The sequence below is a fragment of the Klebsiella sp. TF21-TM genome (assembly GCF_019753495.1).
Classification (GTDB): domain Bacteria; phylum Pseudomonadota; class Gammaproteobacteria; order Enterobacterales; family Enterobacteriaceae; genus Klebsiella; species Klebsiella quasipneumoniae.
This window is the reverse complement of the sequence record NZ_JAIJYL010000011.1, coordinates 129773-155544: the sequence shown is the minus strand read 5'-3', so window position 1 is coordinate 155544 and position 25772 is coordinate 129773. Positions and strand designations below refer to the sequence as shown.

Below are 25772 nucleotides of genomic sequence, written 5' to 3'. Positions count from 1 at the left end.
TTGAAATGAATTTTTATATCAGGTGCATAGGTATGCGACTTTTCCGATCTGCATTATTAATGCTGGCTGTGTTGTTTCCATTGAGTGGCTTCTGTTGTGATTATACTTACATCGGCTCTCCCTATACCGTGGATTATGGCAATATTATCGTTCAGCGCGATGTTCCCGTTGGCCAGGCGATAAGCAATGAGATATATGGCTCTTTAGCCCATGCTTATACCTGCGTCACAACCGGCAATGAAGGGTCTAGCTCAGGAATGAAAAGCGCTATTTTACCCTATGTCGCGACGTACGGCGCGCGGCGCGTTTATCAAACCAATGTGCCTGGGGTGGGTATTTCTTTTGGCTTTTACATGAACTCCAAAGCAGGCGCGTCGACGTATAGCGGCACCGATTATATTGACCGCGGTAACGCTTCAATGTCCAGTTGGTCTTCAAACCCAGGCGAGCTGGTTATTCATGATTATCAGCCGGTTATACAATTTTGGAAGATTGGTGATATTACATCTGGCTCAGTAACGGGGCAACTGGCATCGTTTGTCGCCTTTACGATGCAATATCTCGGCGGAGAACAAGCTCCTGAGATCCCCGTCAATGCGGGGGCCGGATCTATTACCCAGGTGGCATGCGCGGTGACAACGTCGAATATGGTATTTGAACTGGGGGACGTTTTGGTCAGCGAGTTTGGTTCTGCGGTGGGATCAACCCCCGCTAATGCGCAGAAAACGCAGAATCTCATTCTGGACTGTGATGCCGGAGCCAATATTAACGTCATGCTCTCCGGGGCACAAAATCCAGACGTCAGCGATAATACCGTGCTGGCGTTAACCGGTCAGGGAAGCGCAGGCGTCGCACAGGGGGTTGGCGTGCAGCTGGTTTATAACAATACCCCTCTCATCCTTGGCAATAATCTTGTTCTGAAGAGAACCAATGGCGGCCAGGAGATGTTTCCGTTAACCGCACGCTACTATCAGACCAATACAACGGTAACCACCGGCATCGCCAATGCCTCCGCAACGCTGAGTCTTACCTATCAATAAGGGCTGTTAAATGAAAATAAATAAACTCGTGTTGCTGATGGCATGCGCAATAGTATTGCCTGCGTTGTCGGCAGACAACGTCGATATCAAAGTCACAGGTCGTCTTATCGCAGCGCCCTGCGTCTTTAACGGGGGTAGTGAAAATATGAATGTTGATCTTGGTAATATCCAGGCAACAAACATGTTCACCCCCGGGTCATCTTCCGATCCGGTTACCTTTAATCTCCTGTTTACCCGCTGTCCGCCGGGTACGCTAAGCGTGACAACCCGTTTTAGCGGAACGCCTGACCCGGAAGCGGGCATGAATTATTACCAAAACAGTGGCACGGCAACCCGTGTGGCCATTGCGATGTCTGATGCTACTACAGGTTTGTTGATGGGCAGCGGATCCAGCATCACGCAAAATATTGCCGCAGACAGAACGGCGACGATTCCGATGAGCGCCATGGTGACCTCAGTGGCGGGAAGGCCGACGCCAGGTTCCATTCATGCCGTTGTCGTTTTGACAATGCAATATAACTGACGGGTTGCTGGCTATAGCGGGTCATAGGCGCGTGAGTCGTCATCCCCTTCAGGAAGCTAACAGGGTAAAAAAGCTGCGGCTATTATTCCCCCAATGCAGCTGCGCTTAATAATTATGTTTCGGTATAGTAAATGGTTAACATTGTAATAAAAGAGTGGGATACCCTCTTTAGGCGTGGACTGATCTTTTTTTTTAATGATTTCTTTTCTCAGCACAACACTAAAGTTAATTTCAGCTTTAACTTTACCTCAGAAAGCGTGAAGGTAGCGGACGTTATTGTGCTGGCATTATGCCCAGGAGAATGTTTTATTTGCCGCCCTGAGCTGAGGAGTCGAAAAAAAAGCATTGTGATTGGTATTGTTGATGATGACATGCGTGTTTCAGCGCTACCCTCTTGCTTTCAGGATATTATCTTTCTCTCTCGCCGACATTCCGTGACGCAGTTACGTACAGCAATGCATACCGCCTGGCACCGGCTGCAGCAGACAAATTATCGGCACTCAACCGGGTCATGTTGTGATTGCCAGCTTACCAAACTGTCGCCACAGCAAATCCGCATCATGAGCTATTTAAATGAGGGGATGTCAGTCATGCAAATTGCCGAAGAACTGATGGTGAGTGAGAAAACGGTCTATACGCATAAATATATGGTGATGAGGAAATTTAACTTACATAGCGATTATGAGTTAATGCTCCTGCTCAATAAACTGACAATAAATAGCGACTGGCCCAAGGGCTTTATAAATGTAAATTAATGATAGCTGACAAGTCACAGAAACAGACCGTCGAGCGTCTTCCCAGCGCCACTTACCATCGCCCCCGGGTCTCAAAAAAAGACCCGAGGGATCGTGGATAACCAGCGCTCAGGATATACAGGCGAATTAATCAAACTGATTCAGGATAAACGCCACACCCACCGTACAAAGGCGGTGATGCCCCTTTACGAGGGCACAAAAAATCATTTGTACATCCCTCCCCGCGCTCACTGAACGGCAAAGACATCAGCCCATTAGAATTGATAACTATAGTTTACATTAGCAAACCATAAATATGGGTGGTTGTAGCTACCGCTATAGATAGCAGGCGACTGAACGTGAGACGATTGCATATGCAAGTAGGAGACGGCGACGCCAATATTGCTCTGCGGTGTAATCTGGTACTGGGCGCCTGTGGCAAAACGCCATTCATCACCCGTCGGTAAGGTGAGCGCTACGTCACTCTGCGAATTGTATACCGTGCTGTCAAAGGCAACACCAGCGTTGAGACGCCATTGTTCGGTAGGACGGTACTGCACGCCTAATGCCGTATGCCAGGAATCCTTCAGACGGCTATTTTTATCCAGTTCCTGCCCCACCACGGCAATTTGTGGGGCGCCAAACTGGCTCCAGTCCTGCCAACCGAGATCGCCCATCACCGACCATTGTTTATTGATATCATGCACCAGGCTCAGCATAATTTGCTGAGGCGCGCGTACCTGCGCTGAGACAGGAAGCTCGTACTCAACGTTGGCTAAATTCGGCAAGCGCGCCTTACCATCAATATCAAAATCGTATTCTGTCTTACTCGTCCATGCTATACCAAGCCGGGTCTGTTCCGTCAGCTGCATCAGCAAGCCAAGACGATACCCTAACGCCCAGTCGTGATCCTTCTGCGTTTCATCAGTATTATCGACGTTACGTGTTAATGACAGGAAGCCATAGTTGATGTTTACAGAGCCGCCCACAGACACTCTATCGCTTAATTTGTAAGCGATTGAAGGGCTGAGTGTCATCGCCACCATGGTGCTTTTCTTGATTAATCTGTCCCCAGCCCACTGACCAAAGTCAATCCCCAGGCCGTAGTTGCCGTAAATGCCGAGGCCAGCATAGAGATCATCATTGATTTTTTGCGCATAGAATGCGCTGGCATTAGGGAAGAAGCGCATAATATCCCCAGGGCTCTTACGTCCGGCGTCATCGTTAAGTGAATAAGATACATCACCGTCCATCGCCTGAACTCCCCCGGTAAACATATGGTCAGGCAAACGAGTCATCCCGGCCGGGTTGGTGACAATCGTTGATGCATCCTGAGCGCGAGCAGCCTGCCCTGCGCCTGCCAGTGCCGTATCTTCTGTGCCAATTTCGTAGAAGTAGAGTGCGCTCGCCTGCGTGGTCTGCGAAATAAGGAGCCCAAAACATACCAGTATCAATTTTTTTTTCATGCGCTATCTGCCAATTTATATTACAAAATGTCCCTCTCTGTCAGGAAGGACGGAAATAAGTTACGCACTCACATTTTTACTGCCATCAGGAGGAACCGCCGGGGCTGAATACCAGTTTTCTTTGGCAACAGTGACTGAACCCTCGGGTTGCATAACATAATTCGGGGACATAATCTGTACGTTGAATTCGTTAAATACATCCTGAATATGGCTATAAAGTTCATTGCGAGCTGCGGCTAATGATTGCCCTGCTTTCAGTTGTACCTGTAATTCGTAGGCGATATACCAGTCCATCAAACTGAGCTGGCGTACCAGCGGTGGTTGAGCCGGATCGACTGAGCTTGCCCGTTTGGCGGCGAGCTCTAGCATGGCATGAACCTGTCGCCAGGGTGTGTCATAACCAATCGTCACGCTGATGGTCAGGTTGATGCCACCACCGTGAGCATGTGCGCTCAAATTGGTGATTTTTCCACTCACAACCACCGCATTAGGCACCGTGACCACGTAATTTTCTCGGGTAATGATCTTGGTGGCCAACATACCAATTTCACTCACCAGCCCTTCGTTATCGGCCACGCGTATCACATCGCCTTTGCGCAGCGCGCGGGAATAAATCAGTACAAGACCGCTCATGGCGTGGTTCATCACTCCGGCGGACCCTAACGTCAACATCAGACCAAAGAAGACGCTGATCCCTTTAAACGCGAGCGAGTTAGCGCCAGGCAAAAAGGGGTACGCTGCTGACAGCGCAAACAGCCATACCACCACAGCGATCAGTTTACGAGTCGCCCCGACCGTTTCCGGATGAATGCCAGGAAGTTGCATACGCCCTGCTGCCACCTGATTGAGAACCACTTTAAGCAGTTTCAAAATCACAGCGGTTAGCATAAAAATAATCAGCACGATCATCAGGCCCGGCAAGGCAGATACCACAGCAAGCGCTATGCCCTGAAAAGCGCGCACAGACCAATCGCCCAGTGAGGCTCCCCATACGCGTGTCCATGGGAACAGGCTTAATACCCAGCTCAGCCAGACATACAGTGCTATGACGCCCAGCAAGATCATGAATGTGGCATAAAGTCGCGCTTCGATAGCACCGATAAAGCGTCGCCAGCTTTGGGGGATCCAGCTACGATTCTCGATGATACGTCGCCGAAATAGATGTTTTACCCTGCGCCATGAGCGGTATGCACCGTACCAAAGCGCGACTAGCCCAAGCAGACCTCCAACGGCTTTTATGGCGGAAAGCACCAGCCAGCTGCGGTTATACTGGTCGCGCAGAGCGGTTCTCTGTGCCTCCATACGCGCCATAACCCGCTGCGCAGCCTGATCGAGCGTGAGGTCATCCCCTTCGTCAAGATCACCTTCGGTAAGCAGCATAACTGGCTTACCGTTCATCACGATGAGTTTTCCAGGCTGGTTATAACGGGTAACAGATACCAGTTTGAGAGGTTGGCGAACATCCTCCTCAGTGAAATTCCGCAGCGTATTTCTAATTCGCAATACCCGCTCTTCCGGCGTGGTAAGTCCAAATTTAGCCTGCAGCATGACTATCGGCTGATGAAAGATATATACCGTACGGGCACGCTCTTGCGGCGTCGCCTCCTGTCGTGGCTCTGCGGCATGCGAAATGAAACTTGTTATCGTGAACAAGCTCGCCAGCCAAATGAACAGAATTTGCTTCATTTCCACCCTCAACCCACGAAACATTGTTGTTATTGTTCTGAAAAGTTTTGAACTATTTCTCTTTTACAATTGAGCATAGACTAGCCACTCGCTTCTGCAATACGCACCAGAAGATATTGTTCGCCTATCTTATATCTCTCCCCCCGCCGAATAACGGATACAACCGACTATTTCGAAGTTGAAAGTGAGTTCACATCAATATTGCCCAAACGATAACATTTTTCACCAGTAATGCATAATACGTAGTCTATAAAATAATACGATTATTTAATCGATTCAGCATGAATACACTAAACTTTTGCATGATAATAAGTTAAAGGGATATTCGGATTTTCCTTCCATTTATTTGGCACAACGATGAAACTGATGCTTCGTAACTGACGCGGGATGCCGCAGCGACGCTAATTTATTAATAAACAACATTTACTTTTATATAGTCGCGCTTTTGAATTAATCTGGTATTCCGATGTGTGACAGAGAATTCACTATAACCGCTAGTAATATTTCCTTGACGATACGTGATTTTTCGTCAAGCCTATTAATTTTATTACTAAAATTAATGTAAGCGTTTTTACCCGTCTATACTCAACTTGCCATCATAAAGACTGGAGTGTCCCTAATGCAAAAAAGTGTCCCTTTTAGAAGGACGGTGATTGCCAGCATGCTGACGTTAGCGGCTGGCGTGGTTTCCACAGTCCATGCAGCACCCGCAACGACCGCCGCAGAGAATGCCCCGAAACAAGATCCCGCTAAACCAAATATTGTGGTAATTTTTGGCGATGATATCGGCTACTGGAACCTGAGTACCTACAACCAGGGCATGATGGGATATAAAACCCCAAATATCGACAGTATTGCTGCCGAAGGCGCCAAGTTCACCTCTTATTACGCTGAGCAAAGCTCTACCGCAGGACGCTCATCGTTTATTACCGGCCAGATGCCTTTCCGCACCGGGATGAGTAAAGTCGGAATGCCGGGCGCACCTCAGGGTCTGCAAAAAGAAGATCCAACCATTGCGAACATCCTTAAGCAACTGGGCTACGCTACCGGTCAGTTTGGTAAAAACCACCTGGGCGATCGCGATGAATTCCTGCCGACCGCTCACGGCTTTGATGAATTCCTGGGTAACCTTTACCACCTGAATGCCGAAGAAGAGCCAGAAAACTCAGACTATCCGAAAGATCCTGCCTTCCGTAAGGAATTTGGTCCGCGCGGCGTAATTAAGAGTACCGCAGACGGCAAAATTGAAGATACGGGTCCATTAACGGTGAAGCGTATGGGCACCGTGGATGAAGAGACCCTGGCTGCGAATAATGACTTCATGGAGCGCCAGGTTAAGGCCAACAAACCGTTCTTTACCTGGTTCAATACCACCAGGATGCACAATAAAACCCACCTGAAAGATGCCAGCATTGGTGCAACGGGCCTTGGGACCTATGCCGATGGCATGGTGGAACACGATAAAATGATTGGCGAAGTGCTGAAGAAAATTAAAGATCTCGGCATTGAAGACAATACGATCGTCATTTATACCACTGACAACGGCCCCATGACCGCGACCTGGCCAGATGCCGGTATCACACCGTTCCGTGGCGAGAAGAATACGGGCTGGGAAGGCGGTTTCCGCGTCCCTGCGATGATCAAATGGCCAGGTCATATTAAACCAGGCACGCTAATTAATGATATTTTTGCCAGCTACGACTGGTTCCCTACCCTCATTGCCGCAGCGGGTAACCCTAATATCAAACAAGAGCTTTTAAAAGGTTATAAAACGCCATCTATTACTTATAAAGTTCATCTCGACGGCTATAACCAGCTCGACTTCCTGCAGGGCAAAGGCGAGGATCAGCGTAAAGAATTCTTCTACTGGAGCGATGACGGCGATCTGCTGGCTATGCGCTATGGACGCTGGAAAGCGCATTTCATGATTCAGGAGCATACCGGTCTTGATTTGTGGCGTTATCCGTTCACCAAACTGCGTGCGCCAATGATCTTTGATCTCGAAGTTGACCCGCTGGAGAAAGGCAGCGACGGTATGGGATACAACTCCTGGTTCTACGATCGTATGTTCCTGATGGGCGGCGCGCAGAAGTACGCCAAAGAAATGTTGGCCACCTTTAAGGAGTTCCCGCCACGTCAGAAGCCAGGTTCATTCACGATCTCTGATGCTTCGGCAATGCTGGAACAAGGCTCTAATATCAATAAATGATGAAAGCCTGCGGACAGACTGCCCCGGCAGTCTGTTCGTGCTTTGAAGAGCAGTCAATCTGCGCTTTGTTTGTTTTTCTGTTCAGGGGTCTGCTATATGAAGTACAGCACCACACTACCCGTTAAGGCGCTTCCGTCGGCGGAAAAATATGACGGCAAAGGGCCAGAATACAAGCGCCGCTTTCATGTCATGGCTAAACCAACCGGCTCAACCTGCAACCTCGATTGTTCCTACTGTTTTTACCTGCACAAAGAAGAGCTTCTGCATCAGGACAGACATACCGGAATGAGTGACGAGGTGCTGGAGAATTTCATTCGCCAGTATATTGACGGCCAGGACGGTGACCAGGTGGTATTTTCCTGGCAAGGCGGCGAACCCACGCTGATGGGGTTAGCGTTTTTCCAGAAGGTTGTGAAATTTCAGAAGCAGTACCAGAAGCCCGGACAGCGTGTCGAGAATGATTTACAAACCAATGGCGTGTTGTTAAACGATAAATGGGCTGAATTTCTAAAAGAACATCAATTTCTGGTGGGACTCTCGATTGATGGCCCACGAGAACTGCATGACCGCTATCGCGTGACCCGTAGCGGCAAACCGACATTTGACAAAGTGATGGCGGGCGTTGAGGCCCTGAAGCGTCACGGCGTCCCATTTAACGCGCTGGTAACGGTAAACCGGACCAACGCCCGCTTTCCGCTGGAAGTGTACCGCTTCGTCACCCGCGAACTGGGTGCGACCTATGTTCAGTTTAATCCCTGCGTCGAACCTGTTGATTTCAAACAAACCGCGCCGCAATTCTGGCAGGATGACGCCATCCCGCTCACCGGTAGCCGCCGCGCGCGTCCCGGCGACCTCGACTCCATTGTTACCGACTGGTCGGTTGACCCGGAAGACTGGGGCACGTTTCTGATTGCCGTTTTTGAAGAGTGGGTGAATAACGACCTGGGCCGCGTGCAGGTCAATCTGTTTGAAACGGCGGTCGCCCAGACAATGGGAATGCCGGCGCAAATTTGCACCCACTCAGAATTCTGCGGAAAAGGGCTGGCGATTGAGAAAAACGGCGATATTTATTCCTGTGATCACTATGTCTACCCGGAATATCAGATCGGCAACATTGAGCATGCTCAGCTTTCGCATCTGGCTTTCTCCGAACGGCAGAAAGCGTTTGGCATGGGCAAGCGCGATACGCTGCCCAACTACTGTAAAGCCTGCCCTTATCTGAAGCTGTGCTGGGGCGAATGCCCGAAAAACCGCCTGGTGCGCGCACCGGACGGCGAGTTGGGACTGAATTATCTTTGCCCGGGCATTAAGGCCTTTTTCAACTATGCCGAGCCGATCCTGGTGGGCATCGCCACTTTAATTAAACGTGATTTTGCAGGGCTACGCCGATGATAAATCGAGAGAAGTTATTGCAGCTTGAGCAACGCATGAACGAACAGGTTCTCGGTCAGGAAGAACTGGTGCGCATGTTGATAGTCGCCCTGTTGTGCGACGGACACGTGTTGCTTGAAGGATTACCGGGCCTGGCGAAAACGCGCGCGGTACGCGAACTTGCCCGCCACGTTGAGGGGGATTACCGTCGTATTCAGTTCACGCCTGATCTTCTGCCCTCAGATATCACCGGCAGCGAAATTTATCAGCAAAACGCCACCCGTGAAGAGGATCAGTTCCGCTTCCGTCCCGGCCCGGTGTTCGGCAATATCATCCTCGCCGATGAAATCAACCGCGCCTCGGCCCGCGTGCAGTCCGCGCTGCTCGAAGCCATGGAAGAACGTCACGTCACCGTGGCGGGCAAAAGCTGGCCTTTACCCGGTGTTTTTATGGTTCTGGCCACGCAAAACCCAGTGGATCAGGAAGGTACCTGGCCTCTGCCGGAAGCCCAGCTGGACCGTTTTTTGATGAAGGTACTGGTGCACTATCCGTCAAAAGACAATGAACAGAAAGTGATGCAACTGGTGCGCGCCGAGCAGCAGAAAAAGTATCAACAACTGACGAGTACCGCATCAGCACAGCCAGAACAGACCGATACACTCATGCTGAGTCAGCAGGAAATCGCTGAATGCTGGCAGGCGATTTCCGCTATTCACGTCTCCCCAACCGTCGAAAATTATATCGTCAACCTGGTAGACTTAAGTCGTCATCCACAGTCGGTGAGCGATACGCTGGCCGGTTATCTGACGTTTGGCATCAGTCCTCGCGGCACGCTGGCCCTGGAGCGCTGCGGGCGAGCGCAGGCCTGGCTGGAAGGCCGGGACGCGGTGCTGCCCGAAGACATTAAAAAGATCGCCCCAGCGGTATTACGTCATCGTCTGATGCTCAGCTACCAGGCCAGCGCGGATAACTGCACGCCGGACGATGCCGTGCGGATGCTGCTTGATGCCGTGGTGGCATAATGAGTAGCGCCGTTCGCATTGACCGGGAAACGCTGCTGAAGCTCGCCGCAGAGGCGCGAGCCATCGCCAATCCGCCAGGGCAGATCCCGCCTGGCGCGCTTGGGGGTGAACGTACATCACGCCAGCAGGGCCGCGGGCTGAACTTTGACAGCCTGCGTCGTTATCAGCCCGGCGACGACGTCCGGCTGATTGACTGGCAGGCTACTGCCCGCATGCGTACGCCGTGGATCCGACTTTATAACGAAGAAAAAGAGCGCCCCGTCTTTCTGCTGGTTGATCAACGACGGGATATGTTTTTTTCCACGCGCGTTCAGACAAAATCCGTCGCGGCAGCGAAAACTGCCGGATTGCTGGCGTGGCGCAGCTGGCACGACGGCGATCGTTTAGGCGGCATTGTCTTTGGCGATCGGGACTTTTCTCTGCGTAAATGCCGCGCGCCAAACGGTACGCTTCCCGCATTTCTCGACGATATTGTGCAGTACAACCACGCCGTGGCGGATAATTATCCGCGGGAAACGCCTGACCCACTTTCGCTGGCCGCCATTCTGCGCCACTCTCTGCCGTTAATTCCAACCGGCTGCTGGGTCGCGTTAATCAGCGACTTTCACGATCTGGATAACGAGTGCGATGCGCTGCTGGCAGCCCTGCGCCGTCGAGGGGAAGTGAGTGCATTCGTGATCCTCGACGATCTGCATTTGCGCCTGCCTGCACACGGGCGGCTGGCCGCCCGGTATGAAGGGCAAGAGGTGGCATTTTCGCTCTCGCCTGCGCTACAGGACGGCATCAAACAAAGCATCACGGCGCGACTCTCAGCCCAGGCGTCTCGTCTCACGCGACTTGGCGTGCAGGTGAAGCAGATTGTCGTCGCCGGGGATCTAGTCAGACAGCTTCAAAAAGAGGTATAGATGCTGGAGAAAGGATTTACGGTACCCGAACTGGCGGAACCGGTTCTTCCCGATTCACCGTCATGGTTTCCCCTACCGCCGGGATGGTTTGTACTGGGCGGTATCCTGCTCGCCCTGTTGCTCATTTATCTCATCATCCGCATCGCCAGATGGCGGCGAAACCTGTGGCGTCGCCAGGCGCTGGCGGTTCTCGCTCAACCGCAAACGGTAGACAGCTGGCTGCTGCTGATGAAACGTATTTTGCTGGTGCATCAGCCGCGGGAGCAAGTGAGCGGCGCGCTGGATCCTGCCCAATGGTTGCAAAACGTCCCGCTGGATGACGCGTTACGCCAGCAGCTGTGCGAACGCTACTGTCAGCCAGAGAACCAGCTCAGTGATGGCGATACCGAACGGCTGCGTATGCAGCTTCGCTCATGGCTTGAAGGATTACCCCATGTCTGACTTCTTCTCACGTCTGGCGTTCGCCTGGCCGTGGGCCTGGCTGCTACTGATCCTGCCGCTGGCAAGTCGCTTTGTGATGGCCAAAGAGCGCTCGTTGAAAGAGTATGTCCGGGTTCCTTTTTTGCCTGGGCTGATTAATGAACTCCAGCTTAACAACCAACCTGCACATGGCGGGAAGCTATCCACCTGGCTGTTCTGGCTGGTATGGTCGCTGTTGGTCTGCGCCCTCGCCCGCCCGGAATTGCTTGCCCCGCCGCAGCATACTGAAAAACCGATGCGCGATATTATGCTGATTCTTGATGTTTCCGGCTCTATGGAGAAAAACGACGTCACGGGCGGTATCACCCGTCTGCAGGCGGTACAGAGCTCCGTTAAAAAATTCGTAGCGGCTCGTAAATCCGATCGTATCGGGCTGGTGATTTTTGCCAACAGCGCCTGGCCCTTCGCGCCCGTCAGTGAGGATAAACAGGCGCTGGAAACCCGTATCAATCAGCTTGCGCCTGGCATGGCGGGACAACAGACGGCGATAGGCGACGCGCTGGGCGTCACGGTGAAACTGCTGGATTCCAGCGGCGATACTGACGCCAGTAAATTAGCCATCCTTTTGACCGATGGTAACGACACCACGTCACAACTGACCCCTCGCCTCGCCGCTCAGCTGGCGGCCCGTCATCACGTACAGGTTCACACCATCGCCTTTGGCGACGTGAACAGCGACGGCGATGACAAAGTGGATGCCGCTCTTTTACAGGATATAGCTCGCACCACCGGTGGGCGCGCCTGGACGGCAGAGAATAGCGGGGCTTCGCTGGATGCGGTCTGGCAAGAAATTGACGCGATTACGCCAGTGCAGGTAAAAAGCATCGGCTGGTCGTGGCGTATACCGCTTTTTGCCTGGCCGCTTGCCGCCGCACTGCTTCTGTTGCTGACCTGTAATCTGTATCGCGCGTTCAGGGAGAGAGCGGCATGAGTGATTTTCACTTTTTATACCCCTGGCGTTTGCTGCTGCTGATCCCGGCCATCGCGCTGTGGTGGTTACCCTCCGCCGGGCATAGCGCCTGGTCGCGCATCATGGACAAGCCGCTGGCGAAGGCGCTGATCGCCGGGCGGCAGCGCAAGCTCACCCGCGTACTGCCATGGCTGGCGATGCTTGGCCTCATCGCGCTGGCTGGCCCAAGCTGGCAGCGTCAGCTTCCCGCCGCGCTGACGACGGAAAGTAACGTGATGGTGATTTTGCAACAGGATACCGCCATGTTTGCCAGCGATCTGCCTCCCAGCCGCCATCAGAGGATGCAGACCAAAATCCTGTCCCTCATGGAGCGCATGCCGGGTACCCGATTTGGCCTGGTGGTGTATAACTCCGGTGCCTGGCTAACCACCCCGCTCACTGTCGATACGGCGTTTTATTCGCTATTCCTGCATGCGCAAACCCCCGCGTTATTACCGTCTGGCGAGGGTTCCGGACTTCAGCATGCCATCTCACTGGCCATGCATAATATGCCCACCGCCCCGCGCAGCATTATTCTGGTGGCGGATACCCTAAGTGCGGATGACGCCAGATGGCTAGGCACACAAAAGACACCGCTGCAGATCTGGGTGCCGGGAACCGCTCAGGGGGGGGCGCTGCCTGAAAAATATGCCGCCAGTGAAACCGATACGCGACTGAATGTTAAACGCTTTGAGCAGGTGCGAGACGAGGGGATCCCCGTCACGCTGGTGACCACCGATGATGACGATCTGCCCGTGATACAGAGCCATATTCAACAAAGTGTCACCGCGCAGAACAATGCCCGGAGTGATTTACACTGGCGTAACGATGGCTGGATGCTGGCGATACCTATGCTCGTCATGCTGTTTATCTGGCGACGCCAGCTCTTTTGCTGGGTTTTAATCGCGCCGCTGCTGCTCTGGCAGCCATCCGGCCATGCCGCCTGGCTGGATGCCTGGATAAGCCCCGATGTGCAGGGTCAGCGTGCCTTTGCCGAGGGGGATTATGCCCGCGCGGCCCAGCATTATAGCGACCCGCTCCGGCAAGGTATTGCATGGTATCGGGCGGGCAATTACCCCGCCGCTACCGCCGCGTTCCGCCAGGCGCAACAAACCCCGGAAACCCTGCTCTGGACAGGCAATAGTTATGCCCAGCAAAAACAGTGGCAGCAGGCGCTAAACAGCTATGACCGGGCGTTAAGTCTGCGCCCGGACTGGAAGCTGGCCCAGGGGAACCGCGCCAAAATCGCCGCGATCATCATGCAACTGCGGCAAAAAGAACGCGAGAAAAAGTCGGCGCAAGGTGAAGAAGCCGATTACAAACCTGATGAAATTAAACATGATTTGAAACCCGACGATGGCGTTGAACAAAAGGACATTCAGCCCATTGCTGGAGGGAATCCGCAGGTGAATCAGTGGTACGAAAATCTGACCGTTTCGCCTTCGGGGCTGCTGGAAAGTCTCTACCGGACTCAGTCAGGAGAAGGCCAATGAAACTTATCTGGTTAATTCTGGTGGCGGCGCTTCCCTGTCAGGCAGCCATGACGGTCACGCGCGAGCTGGTCGCTCCCGAACACGTTGTCCCAGGCCAACCGGTGCGCGTGGCGGTGACGTTCTGGACGGATTCATGGTTTAATCCGCCGCCGCAGTGGCCCGGTTTCCCGGTCGAAAATGGCGATATCTCGAGCAAAGCCGAACCCAATCAGCTTCTGACCCGTCACGCCGAGGGAACCAGCTGGAGCGGCGTGCGCATGGAACGCCAGCTCACTGCCTGGGATGCAGGTAAGCTGCGTTTACCGGCTTTTGAAATGACGTTAACCGCCTCCGGACAGGCGCCCGTGACGGTCAAACTACCGGCGCTGGAAACGCAGGTTAACTGGCCGCAAGGAATTGAACAGCCAGACCGTTTCCTGCCCGCTTCAGGTCTCTCGCTCAGCCAGAAGATCAATATTTACCGTAGTGGTAAAGATAAAACGCTGCGTGCCGGCGACGTTATTGAACGCGTCGTCACCGTCCGAGCCACGGAGGTGATGCCCGCCCAAATCCCACAGCTGCTCTATGCCATCAGCGGCACCCATACCCAGCGTCTGCCGCCTGAAAATCGTCTGCTGACTTCGGGTCGGGGGGATCTTGAAGGCGCGGAACGCGTGGAAACGCTCCGCTATTTGCCTGTTGTTGCGGGGGAAGTCACGCTGCCGCCGATCAAATTGCGGTGGTGGGATACAACCCATCAGCAGTGGCAAACCGCTGAATTCCCCGGCAGCACCTACCGGATTGCCGCTTCGCGCTCGGCCGGTGCGGAATCCTCGTTAAAGGGCGATCGTGGCACGTTGACTCGGCAGAATGCGTTAATGCTCGCAGGCGGCCTCGCGTTACTCATGCTGATGTTTATTTTCCGCCGCACTTTGCTGCGTAGCGCGCGTTACTTATCTCACCGTTGGCGCCGATTCTGGCAGCCACTTTCGCTACCGGGACAGACCCCGGATAACAGGAGTTCACGATGAAGCGTACGTTAATCGCTCTGACTTTATTCGCCCTCTGCGGCAACGCAGTGGCAGATCCACTCTCAGCATGGAACGATACGGCAGCCAAGCGCGCCATTGAAGAATGGGTGCAAGGTGCCACCAACCCAGACCGCTCAACGTTTATTCCGGCCGAAAAACGCTACGTCGTATTTGATAATGATGGCACCCTGTGGCCAGAAGCGCCGCTGACGTTTCAGATCCGGTTCGTGCTGGATGAGATCAAACGTCTGGCCCCGCAACACCAGGAGTGGTCTAGCGACGCGTTGGTGCAGGCCGTGTTGAAAGACGATATCAAAACTGTCGCCGCTTCCGGCGAAAAAGGGCTTATTCATCTTTTATCGCTGACGCACAGCGGCATGACGACAGATGACTTTAATCAGCGCGTTGCTAACTGGGTTTCATCGCATAAGGACCCGCGTTTTGGCTGCCAGTACGATCGGATGGGATATCAGCCGATGCGTCAGCTACTGGAATATCTGCGGGCAAACGGTTTCAAAACCTGGATTGTCTCCGGCGGCGGTATCGATTTTATGCGCGTACTGTCGCAAAAGATGTACGGTATTCCACCTGAACAAGTGATCGGGTCGTTTTCGCTTGGCGAATTCGCGTTATCTGATGAAGGGACAAAAATTACCAAGACAATGTCGGGGGCCTTCAATGACGATGCAGCCAATAAACCCGTGGCGATCCACCTTTTCATGGGCCAGCGCCCTGTCGCGGCATTTGGCAATAGCGATGGCGATCTCGCCATGCTGCAATACACCGCCGCCAATCCTGACGTCAAACCCTTTGGCCTTCTGGTGCATCATACGGATTCCGTGCGTGAATATGCCTATGATAGTCATCCTCCAGCCAGCGGAAAGCTGGTTGATGGATTAACGCAGGCAAAAGCGCATGGCTGGACCGTCGTTGATATGAAGCAAGACTGGAAAACGGTGTTTGATCCGGCACAGTGTGTGACCCAGCCGGGATCGTAGAGCCTGTATTTCAAGATAGCTGAGCAAAGCGCAAAAACAGGGGCAAAGGCCCCTGTTTTATTACCGGCGGCTCATCGCCAGCTTCGCCGCAAAAAGCAGAAACAGGCAGCCGGTCGTTCGATCCATCCATTTCACTACCGCCGTTTTTTTCAGGATACCCGCGGCATAGCGAGTGGCGGTAATCAGGGTTAACGACCACAGCGTACCAATCAATACATGGATAGTAACCAGGAGAAAGGTCCATGTGATGGGGGAATGCCCCGCCGGGATAAACTGAGGTAAAAACGAAACGTAGAAGACGCCCATTTTGGGATTAAGCACATTTCCCAGCATCCCACGCAGAAACCAGTTGCTCGTGGCGGTTGCCGATGCCGGATTGCTGTTAAATTGCTGGCGCGGACGCAGAAGCAGCTGGATGCCCAGCCAACAAAGGTAGCCCGCGCCGCACCATTTCAATAAGGTATAAGCCAGCTCAGAAACCGCCAGCAGCGCGCCCAAACCAAAGGCCACCAGCGCGCCCCAGATAAAGCACCCGAGATCGATACCTAACGCGGCATGCAAAGCTTTGCGCCCGCCTTCAGCGGTCGCCGTGCGCAGTATAAGCGCGGTATCCAGACCTGGCGTCAGGGTAAGCAGAGTGGCAGCGAGGGTGTAAGCCAGAAGTGAATCAGTGACGAGCATTTCCTGTCTCCGAAAGAGACAAGGCTACTGAAGTGTTCACATTTTTGCAACAAGAATGATGAGCCATTCAAGGTGAATGGCGTTCCGCCTGGATAACGGGAAGTACCCCACATGAAGCTCTCTATCTAACGCATACAACAACCGGACCTGTTGCAACGAACGGAGCCGGTTTAATTCTGTCAGAGCGGAGAAGGCAACTTAACTGATGCTTGCCCTTTTAGCATTTAAAATTCTGTTCGCGCCATCGACAAACCCTTCACCACCTGGAAATTGACTTATCCAGCGAGGCAATGATGGTATAACTTGCGCTATGTCATTGACCGTGTTCATTCCCAACGTTTTGCTGTAGTAACTGAACATAGGTGCATCATTGAGCGAATCACCACTGTAGAAAACCGATGCTTGTTCATCAGATTCTTCCAGTGCATAAAACTGCTTTAACACCTTTCTGCTCATGACGAGTTTGTCATATCCCCCTAACCACCCCAGTACCCATAAATTATTAATGGTATAGCTGCATTTATTTTCCACTAATTCGTCAATAAGTTGTTTGGTCTGCTCATGATTTTTGGGAAGTTTGAAAGCAATACTCGTCAGGCGAAAATCCTGATCGTCAGAAACCTCAACCCAGGGGTATTTCTGGCGAATCTTGAAAAGAATATGGCTGATGTTTTTTCGATTAAGAAGATAGTTGTCTTCATGCCAGAAATACCTGTTAATACCCTCACCGACGTTATTTCTGATAAGAAATAATCCTCCATTTTCAGCGATGACCCCATCAACAGGCCACATTCTCGCCATCTGATCGGCCCACCCGGCAGAGGCCGCCGTTACCGGAATAACCTTAATGCCCGCATGTTGTAGCATTTCCAGACTCTGATAGGTTCTGGCCTGCAGTCTGCCCTTATAGGTCAGCGTTTCATCCATATCAGTTAAAACAAAACGAATATTCCGTAGCTCTTCATTCTTAGCACTATCAATTAAATTCATAATCCCTCCATACTGGTGATATTAATGGCTTTCTTGATAAACGTTAATATCAATTTGGCATTTGATATTCACTATTAATTCGAGTGATTAAACCTTCTCACTGCACGAAGAAAGTCCGCCAGGGCATTATCTGTCCGAGGATAAATTTATTGCTCCGTACATTCAGCAGGAACACTTCGAGGCCCTTCTCCATCAACGATCTGCGCAATCGGCCCCCCCTGCTTATCGCTTCAATTCGTCCTGCCACAGCGGGGATGACGCCAGTTGATGGCATAGCGTGTCGATAAATACCCGGGTCTTGGCGGGAACCAGCGTGCCGGGCGGCATCAGGGCATAAACGCTGACCTTCGCCGCGCTACGCCAGTCGGGCAGCACGCGGACCAGTTCCCCGCGCTGCACCGCCTGGCAAACCATCCACCCCGGCAGCAGTGCGATCCCGGTTGCCCGAATGACCGCCGTCAGCAGCGCTTCACTGATATTGGTGGTGAGGGGGCCGGCTGGCGTCACCTGGATATGCTCCCGACCATTTTCGAGGATCCAGTAGGGCCAGTCCGGATGGTGGGTAAAGCCAAGGCACCGATGGGCTGCCAGTTGCTCAGGATGAGTCGGCTCACCGAAGCGTTGCAGATAGACCGGCGAAGCAATCAGCTGACTTCTAAACGCCCCCAGCTCGCGCCCGGTTAAGGTACTGCCCCGCACGCTCCCCAGGCGAACCACCGCATCAAACCCCTCCGCGACAATATCGACCCGTCGATCGAGAAAATGGGCATCCAGGCGAATATCCGGATACGCCTGCAGGAAATCAGGAAACACCGGGGCAATCAGCTCCCGGCCAAAGGTCACCGGCAGCGAAACCCGCAACGTTCCCTGCGGGGTGGCAGCAAAGTCTCCCACCTCCCGGCTGGCGGCGCTGAGCTCATCCAGCGCCGCGCGGGCGCGCTGCAAAAACCAGGTTCCGGCTTCGGTAAGCGTTACGCTACGGGTAGTGCGCACCAGCAACCGGACGCCCAGTTTTTTCTCGAGGTGGCTAACCCGGCGGGAAATGACCGACGCATCCCGAGCCAGCCTGCGGCTGGCCCCGATAAAACTCCCTGTCTCGGCCACACAGACAAACGCCATCAGCTCTTCAAAATCATCGAACATGATTCCTGCACCCAGCACATTAATCATTTGCAAATAAGGCTGATTATCAGCGATCTGCCAGGGTATTAACATAGCGGCTCAGCAAACTACAGTGAGAGAAGCACATGAAAACGTTTTTGAGTATCGGGTCCGGTCCTGGGATGGGAATGGCGACGGCCTCACGATTTGCTGGTGAGGGATTCCGGGTGGTGCTGTCCTCACGAAATAAAAACTATGTGGCGGCGCAGGCCGACCAACTGAGAGCGGCTGGATTAGCCGCGGAAGGCCGCGTGGCGGACGCCAGCGATATCACCAGTATCGTGGAACTCATTCGCGAGGTAGAGGTGGAGACCGGCAGCGTGGATGTGCTGCACTTCAACGCCGCGGCCATGCATGACGGTAATCTGGAGACCCAGTCGGTGGCAGGCTTCATCCAGGATCTCACCACCAATATTGGCGCGGTATATGCCGCCATCAAAGCGGTCACTCCTCGGATGGCCGCGCGTGGAGAAGGCGCGATCCTGCTGACTGGCGGGATGTTTGCCACTCAGCCTCATCCGGAGTATCTGACGCTGAGCGTCGGCAAAGCCGGGCTGCTTAACCTGACGCATGGCCTTTTTCCGTTATTAAAAGCGCAGAATATTCATCTTTCCATCGTGACGGTGGGGGCGTACGTCACGCCGGGTTCCGCCGAAGCCCGGGAGATTGCCGAACTGTTCTGGCAGCAATACCGCCAGCCATCAGCGCAATGGACAGCGGAAGCGTTTTATCCCGCCCCACACCATCAGTAACCTTCCCCGGCCGTCGCTCGGCGTCCGGGAGGCATCGCCCGGACATGTGGAAAAGACATCATCCATCGCTTGCTTTCCCTGTCACCTCGGATCAGGATACGTCGATATTCATGGAGGCTATGTGATGAAATATTTTATCGGTATGGCGGTGACGTTATTGTTGAGCACGCCGGTGCTGGCGGCGGGCGAGCTTGAGATAAACCAGTCTCCTCTGACGCTGTTGCTGAGTGACCAGAATCAGGCACGGGTCTCTTCCTGTGCCGATTTCATTGCGCTGCGTAAAGCGGGAGAGACCGTCGATGCGCTGCCCGGACTTTCCGACCCGGATGGCCGTGCGGCGGAAGCGGCGTTATTCTCCTGCTGGCTACAGGCCTACACTATCGATCACACGTTATTCCCCTCTGCCGCGCCGAAACCGACCCTGGCTGACGTGGTTCAGCACTTTCCTGCCAGCGCGGCGTTTATCGTCAGCGTTGACGAAAAGCAGGACGTCGCCAAAAACTTTGTGGGGAAAACCATCGCGGACTATACCCCGGACCTGAAAGCCAGGGACGATCGTCTGGAATCAGCGGCTAGCGCCAGCGGCTATGTGCTGGATGAATATTATGCGTTTACCGATAAGCAGGGGCATCAGCTCAACATTGTGGCTCTGGTGGGCTACGCCATCGGCGGTACGGCAAGCGTGAAAAGCTACTATCGCATTGATGACACGCACGCCCGCGTCTGGAGCGTCACCCGGCTCGATGAGAACAGCCCGCTATAAGCGAGGGTTCCCTCTGCGGCGCTACCGCAGAGGGTGTTCCGTTTACCTGGCCAGCCACTGACGCCAGCCGCCCCAGGCGGTGATCTCGGTGGCCGCGCCCAGCCCCCCGGCTTCACAGATAAAGCCTGTCACCCAGCGGCCGTCCGCCAGCTCAATCTGTCCCAGCCCCAGCGGCGCGGGGATGGCGGCCAGCAGCGACCCCACCTCAGCGCTGGGGATCGCCCAGACTTCCACCGCTATCGCGGCCCCCTCTGGTTCGTCACGCACCATCGCCGGGCGCTTGCCATCCGGGAGGGCATACAACCGATAGCGCGGCGCGCTGTGGGTCGCCTGCAGCAGCCGGCCGCCCCGCGCCAGCAATTGACCGTTCAGCGGCTGGCCGGTCAGGTGGGCGCCGCATACCGCCAGGGCCATCCGATCATGGCCCGCGGGGTGCGCAGGCGGCGGGCTCTCCAGCCGCGCGCCGCCTGCCAGCGGCAGCCGCTCCGCGCGCTGGAAGGCGTCGGCCAGGCTCAGCAAATACTGATCGGTAAAGGCCCGGCCGAACAGCGTGACGCCGGAGGGCAGTCCGTCGGGCATAAACCCGCACGGCACGCTCACCGCCGCATAGTCCAGCAGGTTCATAAAGTTGGTGTAGTAGCCCAGGTCGGCGTTGCGGGCGATGGGCTCCGCCGCCAGCTCGTCCAGCGTTACCGGCCGCGGAAAGGTTGGCGTGAGCACGCAGTCCAGCGTCCCGAGGATAGCATCGCACTGCGCTTTATACTCCTGTAGCTGATACATCGCCTTAAAGGTCGCCGTCGCGTCGATATCAGGCGCTTTCGCCAGCACGTCGCGAATGACCGGCAGCACGGCGTCAGGCTGCTGCTCAATCAACGGGCCAGCCACCGCATAGCGTTCAGCGACCCACGGCCCGTCATACAGCAGGCGGGCGGCGGCGAGAAAAGGCGCAAAATCGATCGCCACGGCTTCCCCACCGAGCGCCGTCAGCCGCTGCACGGCCTGGGCGAACAGCGCTTCGCTGGCGCGGCAGCCGAGGAAGTTAAGCTCCCGCGGGACGCCAAAGCGAAACCCGGCGGACGGCTTGCCGAAGGCCTGACGACTGTTCCACTGGGGATTGCGGCGGCTGTAGCTATCCTGCGGATCGGCCCGGGCAACCAGCGCCAGCAGCTGGCTGGCCTCGTCGGCGGTGGCGCTGAAAAAGGTCACGCAGTCCAGCGTGCGGCAGGCCGGTACCACCCCGGCGGTGGAGATCACCCCTTTCGTCGCTTTCAGGCCCACCAGGTTATTCAACCCGGCCGGGACGCGACCGCTGCCGGCGGTGTCGGTCCCCAGCGCGAAGCTGGCGACGCCCAGGGCTACCGCCAGCGCCGACCCGGCGCTGGAGCCGCCGGAGGGATAAGCGGGATGGTACGCGTTGCGGCAGCGACCATACGGCGAACGAGTCCCGTTCAGGCCGGTGGCAAACTGATCGAGATTGGTTTTGCCCACCGGCACCGCCCCCAGGGCAATCAGCTGTGCGACAATGGTCGCGCTTTGCGTCGGCCGGTAAGCAAACGCCGGACAGGCGGCAGTGGTGACGATCTCCGCAAGGTCAATATTATCTTTGATGGCGAACGGCACCCCGTACAGTGGGAGCGTGTCTGGCGAATGGCCTTCCAGCGCCGCCAGAAACGGCGCCTGCTCCGCTTCGCTCAGGAGATGGATAAACAGATTAAACTCGGGATCCAGCGCTTGCGCCCGCTGGCGGATCCCCGCCAGCAGCGCGCGCGGGGTGGTGTGGCCGTTACGATAGTTCGCCGCCAGAGTCGCCAGGCGTAAATCAAACGTCTGCTGCATCATGCCTTCTCCTCAATAATCACTGCCACCCGCTGCCCGGCACGCACCGCGCTGCCTGGCTGCACATTGACCTGCCGAACCCTGCCATCGCACGGCGCCAGCAGCGGGATCTCCATTTTCATCGACTCAAGCACCACCAGCACATCGCCGGCGCGTACCTGGCTGCCGGCCGCGGTCTGTACCTGCCACAGATTACCGGATACCGGGCTTTCCACCCCCTGCTCCCCCGGCTGCAGCGGCGCATCGCCCACCTCTTCTGTCGCGCTCTCCTGACTGTCGAAATGGGCCTGGCCGCTGGCGATCCAGCGCTCGCGCTCGTCGTTAAACGCCCGCTGCTGATGGTCGCGAAATGCGCTAATGCTCTGCGCCTCGCGAGAGAGAAACTGCTGGTACTCCGCCAGCCGCAGCGTGCTGTGCTCGATGCGCAGCGGGTAGCGTCCGAGCGGGAAATCGCGGCGAATAGCCAGCAGTTCTTCCGCCGAGACCGGATAGAAACGCAGCTGGTCGAAAAAGCGCAGCAGCCAGGGCTTGCCGGCAAAATCGGCCACCTCATGATAGCGATTCCACATCTGCAGGGTGCGGCCGACAAACTGATAGCCGCCCGGGCCTTCCATGCCGTAAACGCACAGATACGCTCCGCCGATGCCCACCGAGTTTTCCGCCGTCCAGGTTCGCGCCGGGTTGTATTTGGTGGTGACCAGCCGATGGCGCGGATCAAGGGGCGTGGCCACCGGCGCGCCGAGATAGACATCGCCGAGCCCCATCACCAGATAGCTGGCGTCAAACACCGTTTGCCACACCGCCTGCTCATCCGGGAGATCGTTTATCCGGCGAATAAACTCGAGGTTGCTTGGGCACCAGGGGGCGTCCGGGCGGACGGTGGTCATATATTTGTCGATCGCCTTGCGGCAGGCCGGATCGTCCCAGGAGAGCGGGAGATGCACCACCCGTGTCGGAACCTGCAGATCGTCGCTCATGCAGACCGTGGCCCACTCCTCGCGGACCCACGCCAGCAGTGTCTCCAGCGCCAGCGTTTCCGGCTGGAAATGGAGCTGCAGAGAGCGGATCCCCGGCGTGATATCGATGATCCCGTCCCGGGATTGCCCCTCAAGGGCCTGCATCAGGGCATGGATGCGAAAGCGCAGCACCAGATCCAGCTCCGCCTCACCGGCCTCCAGCAGCAGGTGGGTATCGCCGGAGAGGCGCGCCACCAGGCGTTTGTCAGCGTCGCCGCAGGTCATCACCACCGGCGAGGTGAGCGGCACAGGCTGCCAGGCAACGTCCTGCGCCTGCAGGGTCGCCAGCTCTGCGCGACGGCCTGCCGCCAGCCGCCGGGCGGTGGGGACGTCAATCGCCACAAAGCGCACCTTATCCCCCGCCTTAAGCTGGCCCAGCTGCCAGAGATCGGCTTCGATCACCGTGACCGGGCAGACGAAGCCCCCGAGGCTTGGGCCGTCCGGCCCGAGGATCACCGGCATATCGCCGGTAAAATCCACCGCCCCCACCGCGTAGGGGTTGTCGTGAATATTCGACGGATGGAGCCCGGCTTCGCCGCCGCTGTCGCGGGCCCAGACCGGCTTGGGCCCGATCAGGCGCACGCCGGTGCGGCTGGAGTTAAAATGCACTTCCCAGTCGGTGGCAAAAAAGGTCGCCATATACGCCGGGGTAAAGAACTCCGGCGCGCCGTGGGGGCCATAAATCACCCGCAGCGTTCGCACTTCCGCAAGCTCAGGGCGCAACCCTGCGGGAAGCGTCGCGCCTTCGATGGTTTCAGCCGTAGGCGCAAGATGCAGCACGTCGCCGGCGCGCAGCGCCCGTCCGCCGTGGCCGCCAAACTGACCGAGGGTAAAGGTGCTTTTACTGCCCAGGTAGTCCGGCACCTGAATGCCGCCGCGCAGGCAGAGATAGCTTCTGACGCCTGGCCCGCTTATCGCCCCCAGTCTGAGGGTCGCCCCCGCCGGAACAGAGAAGACGCCGTCCATCTCCTGGTCGATGCCGTCAAGCGTTACGGGCAGCGGCGCGCCGCAGACCACCGCCTGCACCGCGGTATTAAATTTCAGAGTGGGCCCGCTAAGGGTGATCTCCAGCGCGGCGTCGCCCTCGGCATTGCCCAGCAGACGATTGCCCAGGCGCAGCGCCCGGTCATCCATCGGGCCTGAGGGCGGTACGCCCACCGCCCAGTACCCCAGACGTCCCGGGTAGTCCTGGACGCTGGTCTGGGTGCCGGCGCTGAGTACCTCCACGGTATCGGCCCGGTAGCGCAGTTGCTCCAGACAGCGGGTCCAGGGTTCACCGGCGGTGAACGGCGCAAAGCCAAGGATCTGCTGCAGGTACTGGCGGTTGGTTTCGACGCCGTACAGGCGGGTCTCCGCCAGGGCCTGCGCCAGGCCGTCGATCGCCTCATCGCGGCTGGGGCGCCAGACGATAGCTTTCGCCAGCAGCGGGTCAAAAAACGGCGGCACTTCACAGCCGGCCTCCACCCAGCGGTCGATGCGCAGGGTAGCGCCGTCCGCCGGCGGAAACCAGACGTCGGTTAACAGTCCGGGCGAAGGCTGAAACTGGCGGCCAGGATCTTCGGCGTAAATTCGCGCCTGAATGGCATGCCCCCGGGGCTGTAGCCCGGCGGCCAGCTCGCTCAGCGGCGGTAAATCCCCTGCCGCCAGGGCGATCATCCAGCGCACCAGGTCCACGCCCCACACCTGCTCCGTGACGCCGTGCTCCACCTGCAGCCGGGTATTGACCTCCAGGAAATAGAAGCGCTGCGCCGCGCTGTCGTAGACAAACTCCACCGTCCCGGCGCTGCGGTAGTTCACCGCTTTCCCAAGGGCAATGGCCGCGCTACACAGCGCCTGCGCCATCCCGTCCGGCAGATTTGGCGCCGGCGTCTCTTCAATTACTTTCTGGTTACGCCGCTGCAGCGAGCAGTCGCGCACGCCGAGGGCGATAACCGCCCCTTTCCCGTCGCCGAAGATCTGCACCTCGAGATGGCGGGCGCGTTCGATATATTTTTCGAGAAACACCCCGGCGTCGCTGAAGTTGTTTTGCCCCAGCCGCTGCACCGTGGCAAACGCCTCGCTCAGTTCGCGGGCGTCGCGGCAGACGCGCATGCCAATCCCCCCGCCGCCCGCCGTGCTCTTGAGCATCACCGGGTAGCCCACCGCCTCTGCCGCCCGGCAGGCTTCTTCGCTGTCGGCCAGCAGGTCGCTGCCTTCCAGCAGCGGAACGCCCTCCGCTTTGGCCAGCGCGCGGGCGGTATGCTTCAGGCCGAAGGTTCGCAGCTGTTGCGGGGTCGGGCCTACAAACGCCAGTCCCGCCGCCTCACAGGCCTCGGCGAAGGCGGCGTTTTCCGACAGAAAGCCGTAGCCGGGGTGGATGGCGCGGGCGCCGCTCTGCCGCGCGGCGGCAATGATCTTCTCTACGACTAAATAGGTTTGCGCTGCCGGCCCCTCGCCAAGGCTCAGCGCCTCATCCGCTTCGCGGACGTGCAGACTGCTCAGGTCGGCTTCGGCGTAAACGGCGACGCCCTTCACCTGCATGGCGCGCAGGGTGCGCAGAATGCGGCAGGCAATCGCCCCGCGGTTGGCAATCAGTAAGGTATCAAACATAAGCGGAACTCACAGCGAAGCGGGTCGTCCCGCAACAATTCGTCTTCCCCTGAGGTCGTCCCCGGGAGAACCGGCGCTTAAAGGTGGCGCGTCGGCGT

General features: G+C 56.1%; 21 protein-coding genes. 14 read left to right on the top strand and 7 right to left on the bottom strand.

The features are described from left to right. The first annotated feature begins 32 nt into the window (after window positions 1-32). The 3 genes from K5R89_RS13065 (at window position 33) to K5R89_RS13055 (ending at window position 2318) form a co-directional block, all read left to right on the top strand. Complete coding sequence (locus tag K5R89_RS13065; RefSeq protein ID WP_032452876.1) at window positions 33-1040, top strand: fimbrial protein; 1008 nt, start codon at window positions 33-35, stop codon at window positions 1038-1040. 10 nt (window positions 1041-1050) lie between these two features. Continuing rightward, on the top strand, window positions 1051-1563 hold the full coding sequence (locus K5R89_RS13060) for a fimbrial protein (RefSeq protein WP_217220570.1): 513 nt from the start codon (window positions 1051-1053) through the stop codon (window positions 1561-1563). Window positions 1564-1694: 131 nt separating this feature from the next. After that, window positions 1695-2318 (top strand): LuxR family transcriptional regulator, encoded by a 624-nt coding sequence (locus K5R89_RS13055; RefSeq protein WP_217220571.1) that lies wholly within the window; start codon window positions 1695-1697, stop codon window positions 2316-2318. Window positions 2319-2572: 254 nt separating this feature from the next. On the opposite strand, the gene K5R89_RS13050 is transcribed toward K5R89_RS13055, so the two are convergent. Then, window positions 2573-3763: an OmpP1/FadL family transporter gene (locus K5R89_RS13050; RefSeq protein ID WP_217220572.1), complete on the bottom strand. Its 1191-nt coding sequence runs from the start codon at window positions 3761-3763 to the stop codon at window positions 2573-2575. Between the two features lie 60 nt (window positions 3764-3823). Then, window positions 3824-5449 carry a mechanosensitive ion channel family protein gene (locus K5R89_RS13045; protein ID WP_217220573.1) on the bottom strand — a complete coding sequence of 542 codons (1626 nt, stop codon included), beginning with the start codon at window positions 5447-5449 and terminating at the stop codon, window positions 3824-3826. Window positions 5450-6068: 619 nt separating this feature from the next. On the opposite strand from K5R89_RS13045, the gene K5R89_RS13040 reads away from it, so the two are divergent. The 9 genes from K5R89_RS13040 (at window position 6069) to K5R89_RS13000 (ending at window position 15886) form a co-directional block, all read left to right on the top strand. Continuing rightward, entirely contained in the window at window positions 6069-7658 is a 1590-nt protein-coding gene (locus K5R89_RS13040) for an arylsulfatase (protein WP_049014088.1), read from the top strand. Window positions 7659-7754: 96 nt separating this feature from the next. Further along, complete coding sequence (locus K5R89_RS13035) at window positions 7755-9050, top strand: anaerobic sulfatase maturase (RefSeq protein ID WP_032452881.1); 1296 nt, start codon at window positions 7755-7757, stop codon at window positions 9048-9050. Continuing rightward, window positions 9047-10051 carry a MoxR family ATPase gene (locus tag K5R89_RS13030; protein WP_049014087.1) on the top strand — a complete coding sequence of 335 codons (1005 nt, stop codon included), beginning with the start codon at window positions 9047-9049 and terminating at the stop codon, window positions 10049-10051. Before K5R89_RS13035 ends, K5R89_RS13030 begins: the two co-directional genes overlap by 4 nt. Continuing rightward, entirely contained in the window at window positions 10051-10956 is a 906-nt protein-coding gene (locus K5R89_RS13025) for a DUF58 domain-containing protein (RefSeq protein ID WP_101989582.1), read from the top strand. The genes K5R89_RS13030 and K5R89_RS13025 overlap by 1 nt, the downstream gene beginning before the upstream one ends. Further along, window positions 10957-11397 carry a DUF4381 domain-containing protein gene (locus K5R89_RS13020; RefSeq protein ID WP_101989581.1) on the top strand — a complete coding sequence of 147 codons (441 nt, stop codon included), beginning with the start codon at window positions 10957-10959 and terminating at the stop codon, window positions 11395-11397. Further along, a complete protein-coding gene (locus K5R89_RS13015) occupies window positions 11390-12367 on the top strand; it encodes a VWA domain-containing protein (protein WP_101989580.1) in 978 nt (325 codons plus the stop codon). Before K5R89_RS13020 ends, K5R89_RS13015 begins: the two co-directional genes overlap by 8 nt. Beyond that, window positions 12364-13878 (top strand): tetratricopeptide repeat protein, encoded by a 1515-nt coding sequence (locus K5R89_RS13010; protein WP_217220574.1) that lies wholly within the window; start codon window positions 12364-12366, stop codon window positions 13876-13878. The genes K5R89_RS13015 and K5R89_RS13010 overlap by 4 nt, the downstream gene beginning before the upstream one ends. Further along, entirely contained in the window at window positions 13875-14888 is a 1014-nt protein-coding gene (locus tag K5R89_RS13005; protein ID WP_217259400.1) for a BatD family protein, read from the top strand. The genes K5R89_RS13010 and K5R89_RS13005 overlap by 4 nt, the downstream gene beginning before the upstream one ends. Beyond that, window positions 14885-15886 (top strand): HAD family phosphatase, encoded by a 1002-nt coding sequence (locus tag K5R89_RS13000; RefSeq protein WP_032452887.1) that lies wholly within the window; start codon window positions 14885-14887, stop codon window positions 15884-15886. The genes K5R89_RS13005 and K5R89_RS13000 overlap by 4 nt, the downstream gene beginning before the upstream one ends. A 60-nt stretch (window positions 15887-15946) precedes the next feature. Here the strand turns inward: K5R89_RS13000 and K5R89_RS12995 are convergent, their stop codons facing one another. The 3 genes from K5R89_RS12995 to K5R89_RS12985 all read right to left on the bottom strand — a co-directional run bounded on the left by K5R89_RS12995 (window position 15947) and on the right by K5R89_RS12985 (window position 18700). Next, window positions 15947-16567 (bottom strand): LysE family translocator, encoded by a 621-nt coding sequence (locus tag K5R89_RS12995; protein ID WP_165458204.1) that lies wholly within the window; start codon window positions 16565-16567, stop codon window positions 15947-15949. Window positions 16568-16765: 198 nt separating this feature from the next. Continuing rightward, the gene (locus tag K5R89_RS12990) at window positions 16766-17557 is read right to left on the bottom strand and encodes an HAD-IIB family hydrolase (RefSeq protein ID WP_101989577.1); all 792 of its coding nucleotides are present in this window, start codon (window positions 17555-17557) and stop codon (window positions 16766-16768) included. A gap of 222 nt (window positions 17558-17779) precedes the next feature. Further along, complete coding sequence (locus K5R89_RS12985; RefSeq protein WP_101989576.1) at window positions 17780-18700, bottom strand: LysR family transcriptional regulator; 921 nt, start codon at window positions 18698-18700, stop codon at window positions 17780-17782. Window positions 18701-18804: 104 nt separating this feature from the next. On the opposite strand from K5R89_RS12985, the gene K5R89_RS12980 reads away from it, so the two are divergent. Together K5R89_RS12980 and K5R89_RS12975 are read left to right on the top strand one after the other, a co-directional pair. Then, complete coding sequence (locus K5R89_RS12980; protein WP_101989575.1) at window positions 18805-19470, top strand: SDR family oxidoreductase; 666 nt, start codon at window positions 18805-18807, stop codon at window positions 19468-19470. 124 nt (window positions 19471-19594) lie between these two features. Then, window positions 19595-20233 carry a hypothetical protein gene (locus K5R89_RS12975; protein WP_101989574.1) on the top strand — a complete coding sequence of 213 codons (639 nt, stop codon included), beginning with the start codon at window positions 19595-19597 and terminating at the stop codon, window positions 20231-20233. A 42-nt stretch (window positions 20234-20275) separates the two neighbouring features. Here K5R89_RS12975 and atzF read toward each other — a convergent pair whose 3' ends face one another. Continuing rightward, window positions 20276-22072, bottom strand: a complete 1797-nt coding sequence (gene atzF, locus K5R89_RS12970) for an allophanate hydrolase (RefSeq protein ID WP_101989573.1) — start codon at window positions 22070-22072, stop codon at window positions 20276-20278. Further along, complete coding sequence (gene uca / locus K5R89_RS12965) at window positions 22069-25674, bottom strand: urea carboxylase (protein ID WP_217220578.1); 3606 nt, start codon at window positions 25672-25674, stop codon at window positions 22069-22071. Before uca ends, atzF begins: the two co-directional genes overlap by 4 nt. Window positions 25675-25772: the final 98 nt, after the last annotated feature.

What these genes read in the sequence shown, in the direction of transcription:
- K5R89_RS12980 (WP_101989575.1), top strand. Translation starts at nt 18,805, where the DNA reads ATGAAAACGTTTTTGAGTATCGGGTCCGGTCCTGGGATGGGAATGGCG.
- K5R89_RS12995 (WP_165458204.1), bottom strand. Translation starts at nt 16,567, where the DNA reads ATGCTCGTCACTGATTCACTTCTGGCTTACACCCTCGCTGCCACTCTG.
- K5R89_RS13000 (WP_032452887.1), top strand. Translation starts at nt 14,885, where the DNA reads ATGAAGCGTACGTTAATCGCTCTGACTTTATTCGCCCTCTGCGGCAAC.
- K5R89_RS13030 (WP_049014087.1), top strand. Translation starts at nt 9,047, where the DNA reads ATGATAAATCGAGAGAAGTTATTGCAGCTTGAGCAACGCATGAACGAA.
- K5R89_RS13055 (WP_217220571.1), top strand. Translation starts at nt 1,695, where the DNA reads ATGGTTAACATTGTAATAAAAGAGTGGGATACCCTCTTTAGGCGTGGA.
- K5R89_RS13065 (WP_032452876.1), top strand. Translation starts at nt 33, where the DNA reads ATGCGACTTTTCCGATCTGCATTATTAATGCTGGCTGTGTTGTTTCCA.
- atzF (WP_101989573.1), bottom strand. Translation starts at nt 22,072, where the DNA reads ATGATGCAGCAGACGTTTGATTTACGCCTGGCGACTCTGGCGGCGAAC.
- K5R89_RS13035 (WP_032452881.1), top strand. Translation starts at nt 7,755, where the DNA reads ATGAAGTACAGCACCACACTACCCGTTAAGGCGCTTCCGTCGGCGGAA.
- K5R89_RS13060 (WP_217220570.1), top strand. Translation starts at nt 1,051, where the DNA reads ATGAAAATAAATAAACTCGTGTTGCTGATGGCATGCGCAATAGTATTG.
- K5R89_RS13010 (WP_217220574.1), top strand. Translation starts at nt 12,364, where the DNA reads ATGAGTGATTTTCACTTTTTATACCCCTGGCGTTTGCTGCTGCTGATC.
- K5R89_RS13045 (WP_217220573.1), bottom strand. Translation starts at nt 5,449, where the DNA reads ATGAAGCAAATTCTGTTCATTTGGCTGGCGAGCTTGTTCACGATAACA.
- K5R89_RS12975 (WP_101989574.1), top strand. Translation starts at nt 19,595, where the DNA reads ATGAAATATTTTATCGGTATGGCGGTGACGTTATTGTTGAGCACGCCG.
- K5R89_RS13050 (WP_217220572.1), bottom strand. Translation starts at nt 3,763, where the DNA reads ATGAAAAAAAAATTGATACTGGTATGTTTTGGGCTCCTTATTTCGCAG.
- K5R89_RS13020 (WP_101989581.1), top strand. Translation starts at nt 10,957, where the DNA reads ATGCTGGAGAAAGGATTTACGGTACCCGAACTGGCGGAACCGGTTCTT.
- K5R89_RS12985 (WP_101989576.1), bottom strand. Translation starts at nt 18,700, where the DNA reads ATGTTCGATGATTTTGAAGAGCTGATGGCGTTTGTCTGTGTGGCCGAG.
- uca (WP_217220578.1), bottom strand. Translation starts at nt 25,674, where the DNA reads ATGTTTGATACCTTACTGATTGCCAACCGCGGGGCGATTGCCTGCCGC.
- K5R89_RS13015 (WP_101989580.1), top strand. Translation starts at nt 11,390, where the DNA reads ATGTCTGACTTCTTCTCACGTCTGGCGTTCGCCTGGCCGTGGGCCTGG.
- K5R89_RS12990 (WP_101989577.1), bottom strand. Translation starts at nt 17,557, where the DNA reads ATGAATTTAATTGATAGTGCTAAGAATGAAGAGCTACGGAATATTCGT.
- K5R89_RS13040 (WP_049014088.1), top strand. Translation starts at nt 6,069, where the DNA reads ATGCAAAAAAGTGTCCCTTTTAGAAGGACGGTGATTGCCAGCATGCTG.
- K5R89_RS13005 (WP_217259400.1), top strand. Translation starts at nt 13,875, where the DNA reads ATGAAACTTATCTGGTTAATTCTGGTGGCGGCGCTTCCCTGTCAGGCA.
- K5R89_RS13025 (WP_101989582.1), top strand. Translation starts at nt 10,051, where the DNA reads ATGAGTAGCGCCGTTCGCATTGACCGGGAAACGCTGCTGAAGCTCGCC.